Source organism: Mesorhizobium sp. M0898 (genome assembly GCF_040319695.1).
Taxonomy (GTDB): Bacteria; Pseudomonadota; Alphaproteobacteria; order Rhizobiales; family Rhizobiaceae; genus Mesorhizobium.
In genome coordinates this window covers 462,081-475,777 of the sequence record NZ_JAMYOE010000001.1, presented here as the reverse complement: position 1 = coordinate 475,777, position 13,697 = coordinate 462,081, and the positions used below count along the sequence as shown (strand labels likewise).

17 protein-coding genes are annotated in these 13,697 nt (G+C 58.9%); 3 read left to right on the top strand and 14 right to left on the bottom strand.

All coding sequences use genetic code 11. The annotated features are described in order from the left end of the window. Window positions 1-150: 150 nt before the first annotated feature. The gene (locus NKH90_RS02350; protein ID WP_352816993.1) at window positions 151-1,317 is read right to left on the bottom strand and encodes an isobutyryl-CoA dehydrogenase; all 1,167 of its coding nucleotides are present in this window, start codon (window positions 1,315-1,317) and stop codon (window positions 151-153) included. A gap of 151 nt (window positions 1,318-1,468) precedes the next feature. Between NKH90_RS02350 and NKH90_RS02345 the strand changes: the two genes are divergently transcribed. Next, window positions 1,469-2,083, top strand: a complete 615-nt coding sequence (locus tag NKH90_RS02345; RefSeq protein WP_352816990.1) for a dimethylsulfonioproprionate lyase family protein — start codon at window positions 1,469-1,471, stop codon at window positions 2,081-2,083. A gap of 1 nt (window position 2,084) precedes the next feature. Beyond that, window positions 2,085-3,554, top strand: a complete 1,470-nt coding sequence (locus NKH90_RS02340; RefSeq protein WP_352539676.1) for a cobyric acid synthase — start codon at window positions 2,085-2,087, stop codon at window positions 3,552-3,554. A gap of 52 nt (window positions 3,555-3,606) precedes the next feature. Here the strand turns inward: NKH90_RS02340 and NKH90_RS02335 are convergent, their stop codons facing one another. From NKH90_RS02335 to NKH90_RS02325, 3 genes are all read right to left on the bottom strand, one after another. Beyond that, entirely contained in the window at window positions 3,607-4,026 is a 420-nt protein-coding gene (locus NKH90_RS02335) for a VOC family protein (protein WP_352451986.1), read from the bottom strand. 73 nt (window positions 4,027-4,099) lie between these two features. Continuing rightward, complete coding sequence (locus NKH90_RS02330; protein ID WP_352470313.1) at window positions 4,100-4,927, bottom strand: helix-turn-helix domain-containing protein; 828 nt, start codon at window positions 4,925-4,927, stop codon at window positions 4,100-4,102. A 111-nt stretch (window positions 4,928-5,038) separates the two neighbouring features. Continuing rightward, complete coding sequence (locus tag NKH90_RS02325) at window positions 5,039-5,209, bottom strand: hypothetical protein (protein ID WP_352451984.1); 171 nt, start codon at window positions 5,207-5,209, stop codon at window positions 5,039-5,041. Between the two features lie 153 nt (window positions 5,210-5,362). Here NKH90_RS02325 and NKH90_RS02320 point away from each other — a divergent pair, with 153 nt between their 5' ends. Further along, the gene (locus NKH90_RS02320) at window positions 5,363-5,794 is read left to right on the top strand and encodes a TerB family tellurite resistance protein (protein WP_352470314.1); all 432 of its coding nucleotides are present in this window, start codon (window positions 5,363-5,365) and stop codon (window positions 5,792-5,794) included. 53 nt (window positions 5,795-5,847) lie between these two features. Here the strand turns inward: NKH90_RS02320 and NKH90_RS02315 are convergent, their stop codons facing one another. The 10 genes from NKH90_RS02315 to NKH90_RS02270 all read right to left on the bottom strand — a co-directional run bounded on the left by NKH90_RS02315 (window position 5,848) and on the right by NKH90_RS02270 (window position 13,659). After that, window positions 5,848-6,231, bottom strand: coding sequence for a hypothetical protein (locus NKH90_RS02315; RefSeq protein WP_352816987.1), 384 nt, complete (start codon window positions 6,229-6,231; stop codon window positions 5,848-5,850). 193 nt (window positions 6,232-6,424) lie between these two features. Beyond that, on the bottom strand, window positions 6,425-6,892 hold the full coding sequence (locus NKH90_RS02310) for a hypothetical protein (RefSeq protein WP_352500931.1): 468 nt from the start codon (window positions 6,890-6,892) through the stop codon (window positions 6,425-6,427). Window positions 6,893-7,155: 263 nt separating this feature from the next. Next, window positions 7,156-7,581, bottom strand: a complete 426-nt coding sequence (locus tag NKH90_RS02305; RefSeq protein ID WP_352490691.1) for a hypothetical protein — start codon at window positions 7,579-7,581, stop codon at window positions 7,156-7,158. Window positions 7,582-7,726: 145 nt separating this feature from the next. Further along, window positions 7,727-7,927, bottom strand: coding sequence for a DUF4926 domain-containing protein (locus NKH90_RS02300; protein ID WP_023676476.1), 201 nt, complete (start codon window positions 7,925-7,927; stop codon window positions 7,727-7,729). Between the two features lie 140 nt (window positions 7,928-8,067). Next, entirely contained in the window at window positions 8,068-8,259 is a 192-nt protein-coding gene (locus NKH90_RS02295; protein WP_352816982.1) for a hypothetical protein, read from the bottom strand. A 139-nt stretch (window positions 8,260-8,398) separates the two neighbouring features. Beyond that, the gene (locus NKH90_RS02290; RefSeq protein ID WP_352816980.1) at window positions 8,399-9,022 is read right to left on the bottom strand and encodes a DNA polymerase Y subunit UmuC family protein; all 624 of its coding nucleotides are present in this window, start codon (window positions 9,020-9,022) and stop codon (window positions 8,399-8,401) included. 291 nt (window positions 9,023-9,313) lie between these two features. Further along, window positions 9,314-9,778 (bottom strand): Imm26 family immunity protein, encoded by a 465-nt coding sequence (locus NKH90_RS02285; protein ID WP_352816978.1) that lies wholly within the window; start codon window positions 9,776-9,778, stop codon window positions 9,314-9,316. A 448-nt stretch (window positions 9,779-10,226) separates the two neighbouring features. Then, window positions 10,227-11,849: an ABC transporter ATP-binding protein gene (locus NKH90_RS02280; RefSeq protein WP_352816976.1), complete on the bottom strand. Its 1,623-nt coding sequence runs from the start codon at window positions 11,847-11,849 to the stop codon at window positions 10,227-10,229. Further along, window positions 11,846-12,715, bottom strand: coding sequence for an ABC transporter permease (locus NKH90_RS02275; protein ID WP_352490687.1), 870 nt, complete (start codon window positions 12,713-12,715; stop codon window positions 11,846-11,848). The genes NKH90_RS02280 and NKH90_RS02275 overlap by 4 nt, the downstream gene beginning before the upstream one ends. Then, window positions 12,712-13,659: an ABC transporter permease gene (locus tag NKH90_RS02270; RefSeq protein WP_352816973.1), complete on the bottom strand. Its 948-nt coding sequence runs from the start codon at window positions 13,657-13,659 to the stop codon at window positions 12,712-12,714. Before NKH90_RS02270 ends, NKH90_RS02275 begins: the two co-directional genes overlap by 4 nt. Window positions 13,660-13,697 lie beyond the last annotated feature (38 nt).

The window sequence follows — 13,697 nt, the reverse complement described above, 5'->3', positions numbered from 1 at the left end:
GAATAGTCAGTAGTCAGTAGTCATTAGTCAGTAGTCAGTAGTCAGTAGTGATCATGTATTACTCATAGTCTATATGATAGCCTCACCATTCACCATTCACCATTCACCATTCACCATTCACTATTCACTATTCACTATTCACTAAATTCTCTATCGTCCGATCAGGGCGCGAGCGATGATGACGCGCATGATCTCGTTGGTGCCTTCGAGAATTTGGTGGACACGCAGGTCGCGCACCAGCTTCTCGATGCCGTAGTCGTGCAGATAACCATAGCCGCCGTGCAGCTGCAGGGCGTCGTTGGCGACATTGAAGCCGGCGTCGGTAACGAAGCGCTTGGCCATCGCCGACCATTTCGAGGCCTCCGGCGCGTTGCGGTCGAGCTTCGAGGCGGCGGTATAGAGGAAGACGCGCGCTGCCTGCAGTTCGGTCTCCATGTCGGCAAGCTTGAACTGCAGCGCCTGGAACTGGTTGATCCTCGAGCCGAAAGCCTTGCGCTCGGCGGTGTAGGCGAGCGCCTTGTCGAGTGCCGATTGCGCGCCGCCGAGCGAGCAGGCGGCGATGTTCAACCGGCCGCCGTCCAACCCGGCCATGGCGATGCCGAAGCCGGCGCCCTCGACCGACAGCAGGTTTTCGGCCGGCACCTTGCAGTCCTCGAAGACGACCTGGCGCGTCGACTGCATGTGCCAGCCCATCTTGTGCTCGTTGGCGCCGAAGGAAAGGCCGGGCGCATCGTTCGGCACGACGAAGGTGGAAATGCCTTTCGGCCCGTCGGCGCCGGTGCGCGCCATGACGACATAGAGGTTGCTGTCGCCGGCACCGGAGATAAACTGCTTGGCGCCGTTCAGCACATAGTCGCCGCCGCTTTTGACCGCACGCGTCTTCAGCGCCGCGGCATCGGATCCCGAACCCGGCTCGGTCAGGCAGTAGCTTGCCAGCCATTCCATCGAGGTCAGCTTCGGCAGGAAACGCCGGCGCTGCTCGTCGCTGCCGAAGCGGTCGATCATCGATGCCGCCATGTTGTGGATCGAGATGAAGGCGGAAAACGCCGGATCGGCCCGCGAAAGCGCCTCGAAGATCAGCACGGCGTCGAGCCGGCCGAGCCCCGAGCCGCCGACGTCGTCGCGGACATAGATGCCGCCAAGGCCGAGCGGACCTGTCTCGCGGATCACATCGGCCGGGAAATGCTTGTTGCGATCCCAGTCGAGTGCGTTCGGCGCCACACGGTCGGCGGCGAAGGCTTGCGCCATCTCCTGGATGGCGCGCTGGTCCTCGTTGAGTTCGAACTGGCTGGTGCCCGCATCGACAGCGGCGTCCATGGCGTGCTCCCTGATGTTTCCGGCCTGCTGGCCTGTCGTTTTTGGCTTTGCGCGCAGTCCAATCTAGACCAATGATGCCGCCGCGCAACCCGATCGTCTCCATCCAACCATCTGGGCAGCGGCTGTGTGCGAATGCGCTTTGGAGCAAAGTGTGACGACAAATTTCGACGAACTGCTTGGATGCTTCCATGCCTATCTCCAGACGTTCGATGATGCGCTGGTGCGCGACGCCGTGGCCCGGATCGGCTGGGACATGCCGTCCCGTCCGCTCGAACCGCATGCACTGCCTTGTCTCGTCCAGCTCGGCCGGATCGTCGAACTCGCTCCCGCTGCGGCCAAGCCACTGGCGCGGCTGGTTGCGGAGCGTCGCGGAGATCTGCGCTGGGGCCAGACCTATGGCGAAGCGGATTTCGGCAAGGCTTTCATCGACAATTACGGCTGGCTGGAGGTGTTCGGCACACGCGGCCATTTCGTCAATTACGAGGTCGCGGGCGGCCTGCTGATCCTTGGGCTCGACATTGTCTACCCCGATCACCACCATGTCGCGGAGGAGATCTACATCCCGCTGACCGGCGGCACCGAATGGCGCATGGGCGACGGCGGTTTTCGCCTTCGAGCGGCGGGCGAAGTGATCCACCATGCCTCTGACATCAACCACGCCATGCGCACCGGCAAGGAGCCGCTGCTGGCGCTCTATCTCTGGCGTGGCGGGCCACTGGCGGCCAAGTCGACGATCACCGCAACCGTTGCGCAGGGCAGGGACTGATATGGCCAAGGCGATCATGCTGCAGGGCACGGGTTCGGATGTCGGCAAGACGGTGCTCGTCGCCGGTCTGTGCCGCGCGGCGAAGAAGCGCGGCTTGAAAGTGCGGCCGTTCAAGCCGCAGAACATGTCGAACAACGCCGCTGTCGCCGATATTCCAGGCGATTCAGGCGGCGGCGAGATCGGCCGCGCCCAATGGCTGCAGGCGATCGCCTGCGGCGCAGCGCCGACCGTCCACATGAACCCGGTGCTGCTCAAGCCGCAGACCGATGTCGGCGCTCAAGTCGTCGTGCAGGGCAAGGTGTTCGGCGAGGCGCGGGCGCGCGACTACCAGGCGCTGAAGGGCCGGCTGATGGATGCGGTGCTGGACTCCTGGGCAAAGGTCGGCGAGGGCGCCGATCTGGTCATTGTCGAGGGCGCCGGGTCGCCGGCCGAGATCAATCTCAGGAGCCGCGACATTGCCAATATGGGCTTTGCGACGCGCGCCGGCGTGCCGGTGATCCTGGTCGGCGATATCGATCGCGGCGGCGTTATCGCCTCGGTCGCCGGCACCCATCTGATCCTGCCGGAGGAGGACCGGCGCATGATCGTCGGCTACCTCATCAACAAGTTCCGCGGCGATGTCTCGCTGTTCGAAGACGGCATCGAGGCGATCGAAAAATTCACCGGCTGGCGCTGTTTTGGCGTCGTGCCGTGGCTGAAGGCGGCGGCGCGGCTGCCATCGGAAGATTCCGTCGTGCTCGAGCGACTGGCGTCCGGCGAGAAGCGAGCGCTGAAGATCGCCGTGCCGGTGCTCTCGCGCATCGCCAATTTCGACGATCTCGACCCGCTCAAGGCCGAACCGCAGGTTGAGGTGGTGTTCGTGCCGCCTGGTGAGCGCTTGCCCGAAGATGCGGGTCTGGTGGTCATTCCCGGCTCGAAGTCGACGATCGGCGATCTCCTGAAATTTCGCGAGAACGGCTGGGACCGCGACCTTGCCGCGCATAGGAAACGCGGTGGTCATATCGTCGGCATTTGCGGCGGCTTCCAGATGCTTGGTCATATCGTGCGCGATCCCGACGGCATCGAGGGCAGCGTTACAGAAACGCAAGGCCTCGGGCTGCTCGACGTCGAAACGGTGATGGAGCCGGAAAAGACGGTGCGCAACGTCAGCGCGCGCTCGGTGCCGTTCGACCTGCCGCTCGAGGGCTACGAGATCCATCTCGGCCGCACCACAGGTCCGGACACGCTGCGGCCGTCCGCCGTTATCAACGGTATCGATGACGGCGCTATCTCGGCCGACGGCAAGGTGGTGGGCACCTATATGCACGGGCTGTTTTCCGCCGATGCCTTCCGGGCGAAATTCCTCGAAAGCCTCGGCGTCAAGGGCGGCGGCATCGACTACCGCGCCGAGGTCGAACGGGCACTGGACGAGATCGCAGCCGAACTGGAAACCCACCTCGACTGCGACACGATTTTTGGGCTGGCGCGTTAGATACTTTGCCTGAGCATGATCTTGTCCGAAAACCGGTCTCCACTTTTCGGGATCATGCTTTCTCGTCAGCCTTCGGCCAGTAGGTGCCGAACGACCAGACGTTGCCTTCCGGATCGCGGCAGATGAATTCGCGGCTGCCATAGTCGCGGTCGGTGAGTTCTTCCAGAATCTCGGCGCCGGCGGTCTTTGCCCGCGCGTATGCCGCGTCTGCGTCAGCGACCGCAACGTAGATCGACTTGCCGCCACCCGAACCCGGCGCGCCGACCATCTTGCCATAGGCGTCGTCGCGCGCCGTGCCGAGCATGACGATCGAAGAGCCGAAAGCGAGTTCGGCGTGGTGCACCACGTCGCCTTCGCCATAGCGGGCGCGAACGCTGAAGCCGAAGGCCTCGCACAGCCAATCGATCATCTTGCCGGCATTCCTGTAGCGCAGCGCCGGATAAAGCCGCGGTGGTTCGGGGGTGTTCGGCATGGCTGATCTCCTTCAGCGGGTTGGTCGATCAACCCAGTCTGCGCGACGGCCGGTTGCGCGTCTTGAAGAAATGTTACCTCGCGGCAAGCGCCGTCGGCGCGACGCCTGCCAGGTCGCGAAACTCGCGTACCAGATGCGCCTGGTCGGCATAGCCGCAGTCGGCGGCGATGTCGGCCCAAGCGCTGTTCGCCTGTCTCGACAGGCCAAGCGCATGATTGAAGCGGACGATGCGCGAGAGCGTTTTTGGGCCGGTGCCGATAGCGTCCGAAAATTTTCCGGTAAGATGCTTGCGGCTCCAGCCAAGCTTTTCGGCCAGCGTCGAGATGCGGGTCCGCCCACGCGTCGAGACGATCGTCTCATAGGCCCAGACCATTTCGGCCTGGGTGCGGTCCGCGGTTGCCAACCGATCGCCAACGAAGGCTTCGGCGATGGCAAAGCGTGAGCTCCAATCCGGTGCATTGCCGAGCCTTTCGCGCAGCGCGATGCCTTCTACGCCGAGCACGTCATCCAGGCCGACCATGCGGTCGGTCAGTTCGATCATCGGGCGGCCGAAGAAGCGACGAGCGCCGAGCGGGCTGAAATTGATCTGCACACAGCAGGCGCCGCCGAAGGATTCGATCACTACCGGCCCGGCATAAAGGCCGGCGGCAAAACTGGCGAAGCGGTCATTGTCGCCCGGGTCATGGCCGAGCCCGATGGCAAAGGGTTCGGCAAAGCTGATGACCAGCGGCACGGTCAGCGAGGCATATTCGACGGCGCGGAAATGGCCTGGCATGGTTTCGCGAAAGCCGCATATGTCGGTGACGGCGCCCTGAAGCCGATGGCTCGGCGCGCGCCGCACCATCTCGAACCGATCGAGGCCTGGGCTTTCGTGGCGGCTGCCGTCTTCGCTGTCGGGCATGCGCTTTCCTTCCGCCACGCGACTTTAACAGACCATTCGTCGGAATCAAAAGCGCCCGGCTTTTGGCCGGGCGCTCCGAGTTGCCTGAGATTCTGAATTGTCTGGACGTGTTTAGGCGCCGCGCATCAGGCAGCCGGCGGCCAGCACGATGTAAGCGATGACGACAATCCACACAGCAGCCAAAGGGATGAACGCAAGGACGCCAAGCGCGGCGAGAACGCCGATAATGGCGATAACAAGGGATATAATGAAAATAAGCTGGGTAGGCGCACTGAGATTCATGTTCGGTCCCTCCTCAACATGATTCGTACAACGGCATACTATCAGTCGCGCGGTCACACACCAATGAGTGCACGCAGGCGGCTTTTCCACCATCGCACCCCGTTTGCGCCAAGCCGATTCCGCGCTACCTTCCCGACGAATCGGAAGGGGCTGATGGCGATGGGATTGCTGGACCAGATACGCTCGATCTTCGACGGCGACCCCGGCGTGCGCAAGGTCGCGGACGATCCGGTGCTGTCGGCGGAATTGCTGATGCTGTTCCGTATGATCCTGGCCGACGGTTCGGTCAGCGAAAGCGAAATGACCGCCTTCAGGCGTATCTGCCGCGACGCCTTCGGCATACCCGAAACCAGCGTCGACAGCGTCATCGAATATCTCAACGATTTCGGCTACGAGACCAACAGCTCGCAGGCCGTCGCCCAATTCCGCGACCTCGACGTCGAACGGCGCAAGCTGCTCGCCCGCCACATGGCCGAGATCGCCAAGGCCGATTCGCAACTTGCCGGGAGCGAGATGCAGCTGTTGCGCCGCACGCTCGACCTGCTCGACATCAGCCCGGCCGATTTGGTCAAGCCGCAAGGCTGAGGCATCGGCAGGATTGTTGAGTTACAGCAATTCAAGGTCAATCTGAGATGAATTCAGTATAAACTTGTGGTAAAATAAAATAACTGTGCATTTGTAAAACAATATATCGCAATCGGATCTTGATGATCCGTTTTTTCCTTGTATTCTTCGGTGTCGTATACTACGTCGAAATATTTTACAAATAGATCGTCGTCAGACCAAAGATCGTATTGCTTGACCATATTTGGTTCATCGGGCTTACCGAGATAGGCCCAAATCCGACTTCTTCTAATAGTTTTTATGTCACCAAATTGTGCGGTCAACTTTTCACGCGATAGCGCGTCCTCCCATCTGGGCGAAGGGCCAGTGATTTGCTGATAGAATATAAGCAAGACCAATACGGCAGTCGCAGCACTCAGCACAGCGGCCGAAAGTAGGCACTGCTTACTAATTTTCATTTCAGCCACCTATTTCTGATATCAATATCAATCGGGATCAAGCGACCGGAGAGAGGGCGCCCCGGTGGCGTCATCGAATTTTGCACTCGACTAAACAACATCACCGACTTTAGCTTCTTTTTGGGAAACAATCTTGGAACCGGGAAGATCCTTCATTGGCACTCAAGCGGATGCTCAAAGTACTATCATAGCGCTACCTGTTTCTCTTATGCAGTGTAAAAGAAACTGAAATCAAAGAGAATGCAGCCATAATTGCGAGATACGCGACAGCCAATCCGCTTTCACTTAAGGCGCCCGAAATCATAAAATGAATGGCAGTAATTAAAAGTAATATATAGTGATACTTTTGGATAATACTCAAATTATATATCATTTTTATGCTTGATTTTGTATACTTCCATCCGGTCCAGTCATTTTTGAAATTCCTCTCCAGATAACCGATGGGGTGTTCGAAACGATTGAGAAGCTCCGCTAACCTTCTTGGAAAGGCAAAGGAGGCAGCAACTATCGCGCCAATAAAAACCGCCATCCAGGCGGATTCACCCCAAATCAGCGAAACAGGGATGGTCGCGGCCGATGTCCATATGGCTGTTACTGAGAATATCTTCTCAAGGGTTCCGTCCATATCCATAATCTCTGCACCTCCGATCTTCCGGGGCATTTCCAACTACCGAAAGAATCCTCCTCTTCCGGGGCGGCGATGCCGCCTGCCAGGAGCCGGTCGATGCTTGATCCTGATCTGGCGCGGTGCGAACGCAGCTGTCAACCGAGAACGGGTGCGGTTCAAATGCTGGGCACTGAATTGGATTGGCAGTTCGCGCTGCCAAAAAAAATGCTCTGCACTCTTGACGCGCGGCCGGCTAATGAGTGTCACCGTAATTCCACAATTCCTCCAACGGATCGGAAAATTTGTATGCCTTGCTGCTATTGGTAGTATCCTTTCTGAAAGATTAGCACTGTCTCGACAGGCGCCATGGAATCTTCTTTTGCCAACGGGGCATAAATACTGACCCCAAGGCCAAAAGCGATTGCCCCATCAATTTCTTCTTCGATTTCTTGGCCCAATGAAATAAGTGCACGTTTTGCGGTTTCAAATCCTGTTCCTAGAAATCGAACCCCATTCAGAGAAGGAGCGGCAGGACTCGTGAATTCGACCGCGTTCAATTTTCCTGATTTACTATAGTAACAAAATACCCCAATATTTTCGAAATAGTCGCAAGGAAACGTATCCCCGATAGATCGTTTGAATGTTCGAAAATTTGTCCCAAGACGCCGTCTAATCTGATTCGGGGACATTCCAAACTCTATTTCCCCGGCGCCAGTGAAAGGTATGATCTTGAACTCAGTCATCAAAAACCGTGCCCTACGGCTTCGTGCTCTTGACGAGCCGCCGGCTAATGGGTGTCACCGTAATTCGTAATGCGACCGTAGTGCGTAATTCCGGATCATGTCGTAATTCGGAGAGGAGATATGGAATAGAGTGCGCTGTAATTCCTTACACAGCAATCAGTACGAACTGGTTTGGAAGTAAGGCTAATTGAGCGATGGTCTTCCCATTTTCGCTACTGAATTCAATCTCGTATGCCTCCTCGGGATAAGAATGCTCTTCAACAACGACTCCTAAAGCTCCGGCCTGAAGGGATTCTCCCAGCATATCACAAATCAATCTCACAACGTCGTTGATCTTTGGTTTCATAGCGGGACTCTACTTCACGAATAGTGTCATCAGCGACGGGACGTTTGAACCGGGGGCTGAAAATCCACCCGGTGCGAACCTCAACGGTGCCGGCCGGACCTGTAACAGTTACGTCCACCGTATATCGAGCTCCGTATTTATCAACAACCCGTCTGGCCGGAGGCATCGCGCACGCTGGTCGTGGTGTGGGTCAGCGTGCCCAGCGTGACGTCCCGGCGGGCGAGCTTGCCAAAGCCGTCATACTTGTTGCCTTGCGTTGCCCCAGGGTTGGTGGAGGTGAACTGGCCGATGTTGTAGAAGCCGGACGCCGCTATGCGGGCAAGGCGGGCCATGTGGTCAATCTACGTGCAATGATAGCCGGGCGAACGCGATAAAAGTGCACCGAAATTGCGAAATTCTCTCCAGTTCCTGCCGCACAATAGCGGCCACTAAGTAATGACCCGCGTCATAATTAGGATCTGTGAATGGCAACTAACGACCTTGTGCACTGGCCCGATAATCCAACAACTCTTGCATTTCTACAATCTCTTCCCCGTATTGTCCCGTGACCTTAATGGTGTTGGTGTCAAGATCAACCAGACTCTTCAGGAACAAAATGGTGGGCCGCGCGTGCTCAATTGGAACTAAACCTAAAAGCCTTATCGCATAGAGCGAATTCGCATCCCCGCCTCCTTTTTGGGCCAAAGACATTTTCAATTCTTCCTGCAATTTTTCAATATCGTCGTAAATGCCAACATAAGAGTCCGTAAGCGATCGAGTTACTTGATCAAAATCTTTCGTTCTCTCGTCCAATTGCAATGGAGTCGCAAGATTCTTATCAATCAATCTCGTCCATATAAAAAGGTAAAGTGCACCAGTATCCTCATTAAATTCTTCATACTTCGTATTCCAGTCCATGAACTCCTTCGCAATTTGCGAGGTTACGCGTGATATACATTTCTCCTCAACTGCTCGCCAAGTGAACGGCCAATTATCGGCAAAGATTCCCTTTGAACAGTTCAGTATCTCAGGAGTTGATGGCACAGTACAGGCCGATCCTCCGAAAACAAAAATTGCAACAAATCCGGCAAGTGTCAATGCTATTTTAAAATGCATGATGGCAACTCCTCACGAACCAATTGAGAAATCATTTACCTGTAAACTCGCACTACCCAGCTTATTCGGGCCGATTACATTCATAAGCGAGTTATAGTCGTTATTGTTATCCACCAAACAACCCAGTGACATCCCTCCTTCACCAGTCGTGGGGCTCCTCCCCGGATGAATAGTCCGCCCGATGCAAATTAGCCGCTGACGCCGCCAAAAAAGTCCGCGCGGCATTGACGAGAGGCCGGCTAGTGGGAGTCACCGTAATTCGTAATTCACATCGTAACCGTCATTCCTTGATCAATGGGGTTTCAGCTGCTCGATCAGAATCAATTCGACGGCTTGATATCCGTGTAAACCGTCCTGCTCCAAATCGCCCGCCGAAGCTACGCTAGTTTGGCTCTCTAGCTTCGATGGGTCAGACTCTGAGTATTTTCGAATAAGAATTCGGTTGGAAAGGCTTTCTTTGTGAACGAAGGTTGGCATAGGCCATTTGTCTTCTGCCCAGATCTTCATTTGGCCAATAATTGGCCAAGTTCCATTTATTAAACCGAGATCGCCACACCGTAGGCACCTGACTGCATTATCTGGACTAAGGTCATTTAATTCATCCGCCTTTGGCAATTCCAGACGCATTGGTCCAAATAGATATGCTAGAATAATCTTTCCCATTGGGGCCATATGAGCTACCAAGCCAAGCCCGTAGCCACCTGATCTCAACGGAATGGCAAATAGGGTGCCTTCCTTGTAGGGTAGTTGTCTCACTTTAAGGTTCCCTTTACTACAGATGCCGGCGTGATGCGGAAGGCGCGAGTGGTGATTAGTTACGGCTTTGTTGGAGCGCCAAGCTCTCGTGTGTTTGGGGGCTATCCGTTGCTGCCAGTCGTTTTGCTTAGCTTAAGCGCGACGATGCGGAGAATACGCGGCAGGACAAAGCCGAACGGGCGAGGCAGAAAACATACATTAATACCGTAATTTCCAAACCTAAGTTCGCTAAATCTCCTTCGCGCGCAAAGGGACGATCAGGTCCGGGTTGCGCGATCGGCGATCGGCCCAATGGCCCCATATTTTTTCTACTTTCATAGGCTGGCCACAAACAGTCGTCTCCACCACGTCGCCAACCACCGGAGCCTCCTCGTGGGGCGAGCCACCGGTCTCGCCCCGTCCTTCGGACCCCACAGTGGGAGAACGGAAGGCCCGTGCCCCTTGCCGCTCAGCCCTGTTCGCGCAGCCGTTTTGCAATCGTCCGGTGCAGGTCTGGAGCAGCAGTGACCAGCGCTTTGGCCGCCTCGGACTGCGGGTGGTCGAGCACTTCGCTCGTCCTGCCGCGCTCGACGATCTTGCCGTCATGCATGACCATCACCTCGTCGGTGATGGCGCGGGCGACGGTCAGATCATGGGTGATGAACAGATAGGCGATGCCGAGCTTCTGGTTGAGGTCGGCGAACAGATCGAGGATCTGCGCGCGGATCGAGACATCGAGCGCCGAGACCGGCTCGTCGGCGACGACCAGTTTCGGCCGCGTGATGATGGCGCGGGCGATCGAAAGGCGCTGGCGCTGGCCGCCCGAAAACTCATGCGGATACTTGTCCATGTCGCCTGGTGAGAGGCCGACCTCGTGCAGCGCATACGCCACCATCTCGCGCCGCGCGGCGGGCGCCGGCTTCTTCTCCAGCACATGCAGCGGCTCGGCCACCAATCTCTCGACCTTCTGGCGTGGGTCGAACGAGCCGTACGGGTCCTGGAACACGACCTGCATGTCGCGCCGTGCCGGCTTCAGCTCCGCCTCGCTCTTGTCGGTGAGGATATCGCCGCGGAAGCGGATGGTTCCCGATGTCGGCTTGTCGAGTGCCAGAACCATGCGGGCAAGCGTCGACTTGCCGCAGCCGGAACGGCCGACGAGCGCCACCGACCGGCCGGGCGCCATCGAGAAGGAGACATCGTCGACGGCGCGGATGGCAGCCGCGCGTTTAAACAGGGATATGCGCCGTCCCGGATAATCCCGCGTTACGCTCTCTACCTGAAGCAGCGGTTTGGCCGATCCGCTGTCGTGTGTGCGGGCCCGCGCCGGCACATGCATCGAGGCCTGCGCCAGCTGTCGCGTGTAGGGATGAAGCTGTTCGGACAGCGTGCGCGCGGTATCGCCGGCCTCCATCACCTCGCCATGGCGCAGGATGGTGATGCGGTCTGCCATCTCGGTCACCACTGCGAGGTCGTGCGAGATGAGCAGAAGACCCATGCGGTTTTCCGCTACGAGGTCGCGCAGCAGGTCGAGGATCTGCGCCTGCAGCACCACGTCGAGCGCGGTCGTCGGCTCGTCGGCGATCAGCAGCTTGGGCTTCAGCGCACAGGCGATGGCGATGACGACGCGCTGGCGCTGGCCTCCGGACAGCTCATGCGGATAACGCGACAGCGGGAACTGCGCCGCCGGCAAGCCGACCCGGTCGAGCATTTTTCGCGCCCGTTGCTCGGCGTCCGCGCGGCTCGCCCTGGTGTGCCAGCGAATACCTTCGGCGACCTGCTCGCCAACGGTCTTGACCGGGTTGAGCGCCGTCATCGGCTCCTGGAACACCATGCCGATGTCGTCGCCGCGCAGCGCGCACATCTGGTCCTCGCTCGCCGCCAGAATATCGATGTCGTCGAAGGTAACGCGTCCCGTGGCGCGTGCCGCCCAGGGCAAGAGCTGCATCACGGTGAGCGCCGTCATCGACTTGCCGGAGCCGGATTCGCCGACCAGCCCCATGACTTCGCCGGGCGCGACGGATAGCTCGACGTCCCTGAGGATGGGCGTGCCGCCGATGGTCAGCGACAGCTTCTCGATTTCGAGCAGGCTCATCGCTGCCGCCGCGACTTCGGATCGAGAATGTCGGCAATGCCGTCGCCAAGCAGGTTCAGGCCAAGCACGGTGATGACGATCGCCATGCCCGGAAAGATCGCCATCCACGGCGCCACCACCATGCGGGTCTGGGCGTCGAACAGCATGCGGCCCCAGCTCGGCATCGGCGGCTGCGTGCCCAGCCCGACATAGGAAAGCCCGGCTTCGGCCAGTATGCCCAGCGCGAACTGGATGGTGCCTTGCACCAGCAGCAGCGTGGCGATGTTGGGCAGCACATGTTCGATACTGATCAGCGTCCTGCTCTTGCCGGCGGCGCGGGCGGCGAGGATGAATTCGCGGGGCCAGATCGCCAGGGCGCCGGCCCGAGCGACGCGCGCGAAGACCGGGATGTTGAAGATGCCGATGGCAATGATGGCGTTGAACGCGCCGGGCCCGAAGATGGCGGTGATCATGATTGCCGAAAGCAGTGCCGGAAAGGCGAAGACCAGGTCGTTCAGCCGCATCAGCACGTCATCGGCGATGCCGCCGCGCGCCGCAGCAAAGGCGCCGAGCGGCACGCCGACGCCCATGCCGATGCCGACCGCCACCAGCGCCACGGCAATCGAGTTGCGGGCGCCGACCATGATCATCGACAGGATGTCGCGACCGAAATGGTCGGTGCCGAACCAGTGCGCCAGCGATGGCGCCTGGGTCTTGTCGGAAATGACCAGCCTGGTGACATCATAAGGCGTCCACAAGAAGGAAAGGATCGCGACCGCAGCCACCAGTGCGGTGATGACGAAGCCGGCGAAGAACGAACGGTTTTTGAACGCCTTGGCCAGGATGCCGGCGAGATTCTCGTCGGGGATGTCGATGTGCAGCGTCATTGCCTGCCTCTCAGGCGCGGATCGACCACCGCATAGGAGAGATCGACAACGAAATTGACGATGATGACGGCGGCAACCAGCAGCATGACGACGCTCTCGACCACGATCAGGTCACGCTGGTTGATTGCCTGGAACACCAGCCGGCCGAGGCCGGGCAAATAGAAGACGTTCTCGATGATGATGGTGCCGGCAAGCAGGAAGGCGAATTGCAGGCCTAGAATGGTGACCACCGGGATCAAGGCGTTGCGCAGCGCATGCCGCCACAAGACAAGACGATAGGGCAGGCCCTTGGCGCGGGCGGTGCGGATGTAATCCTCATTCAGCACTTCAATCAGCGCGGAGCGGGTGACCCGGGCGAGGATCGCCGCCTGCGGCAGAGCGAGGGCGACCGCCGGCAGGAGCAGCGACTTCAGCGCCGGCCAGACGCCGGCGCCCCAGCCGGGAAAACCGCCGCCCGGCACCAGCCGCAGCCAGACGGCGAACAGATAGATCAGCATCAGCGCAAACCAGAAATTGGGCACGGCGACGCCAAGCTGGGCGGCGCCCATCGCAACCGTGTCGCCGGCGCGGCCGCGCCGGCTGGCGGAAAACAGCCCGACCGGGATGGCAATGACTGTGGACAGCGCCAGCGCCATCAGCGCCAGCGGCAGCGAGACGACGAGACGCTCACGGACCAGATCGATGACCGGCACCGAATAGGTATAGGAACGGCCGAAATCGAGGCTCAGCAAGCCGCCGGCCCAATGCAGATAGCGCAGCACGACGGGAGCGTTGAGACCCATCTGGTTGCGCAGCAATTCGATCTGGTCGGCGCTGGCGTTCAGGCCAAGCATCAGCCGCGCCGGGTCGCCGGGAATGATCTCCAGCACGGCAAAGACCACCATCGAGGCCAGAACCAGCGTGACGACGGCGATGGCGAGGCGCTTGAGGAGGTAGGCGGTCATGGACGTTGAGGAACCGCTGTGTTGCCGGACGCAAAAAC

Bases quoted from the DNA above. Each gene is read 5' to 3' on its own strand.
- NKH90_RS02350 (WP_352816993.1), bottom strand. From the start codon at position 1,317: ATGGACGCCGCTGTCGATGCGGGCACCAGCCAGTTCGAACTCAACGAG.
- NKH90_RS02340 (WP_352539676.1), top strand. From the start codon at position 2,085: ATGGCCAAGGCGATCATGCTGCAGGGCACGGGTTCGGATGTCGGCAAG.
- NKH90_RS02335 (WP_352451986.1), bottom strand. From the start codon at position 4,026: ATGCCGAACACCCCCGAACCACCGCGGCTTTATCCGGCGCTGCGCTAC.
- NKH90_RS02330 (WP_352470313.1), bottom strand. From the start codon at position 4,927: ATGCCCGACAGCGAAGACGGCAGCCGCCACGAAAGCCCAGGCCTCGAT.
- NKH90_RS02325 (WP_352451984.1), bottom strand. From the start codon at position 5,209: ATGAATCTCAGTGCGCCTACCCAGCTTATTTTCATTATATCCCTTGTT.
- NKH90_RS02320 (WP_352470314.1), top strand. From the start codon at position 5,363: ATGGCGATGGGATTGCTGGACCAGATACGCTCGATCTTCGACGGCGAC.
- NKH90_RS02315 (WP_352816987.1), bottom strand. From the start codon at position 6,231: ATGAAAATTAGTAAGCAGTGCCTACTTTCGGCCGCTGTGCTGAGTGCT.
- NKH90_RS02310 (WP_352500931.1), bottom strand. From the start codon at position 6,892: ATGCCCCGGAAGATCGGAGGTGCAGAGATTATGGATATGGACGGAACC.
- NKH90_RS02305 (WP_352490691.1), bottom strand. From the start codon at position 7,581: ATGACTGAGTTCAAGATCATACCTTTCACTGGCGCCGGGGAAATAGAG.
- NKH90_RS02300 (WP_023676476.1), bottom strand. From the start codon at position 7,927: ATGAAACCAAAGATCAACGACGTTGTGAGATTGATTTGTGATATGCTG.
- NKH90_RS02295 (WP_352816982.1), bottom strand. From the start codon at position 8,259: ATGGCCCGCCTTGCCCGCATAGCGGCGTCCGGCTTCTACAACATCGGC.
- NKH90_RS02290 (WP_352816980.1), bottom strand. From the start codon at position 9,022: ATGCATTTTAAAATAGCATTGACACTTGCCGGATTTGTTGCAATTTTT.
- NKH90_RS02280 (WP_352816976.1), bottom strand. From the start codon at position 11,849: ATGAGCCTGCTCGAAATCGAGAAGCTGTCGCTGACCATCGGCGGCACG.
- NKH90_RS02275 (WP_352490687.1), bottom strand. From the start codon at position 12,715: ATGACGCTGCACATCGACATCCCCGACGAGAATCTCGCCGGCATCCTG.
- NKH90_RS02270 (WP_352816973.1), bottom strand. From the start codon at position 13,659: ATGACCGCCTACCTCCTCAAGCGCCTCGCCATCGCCGTCGTCACGCTG.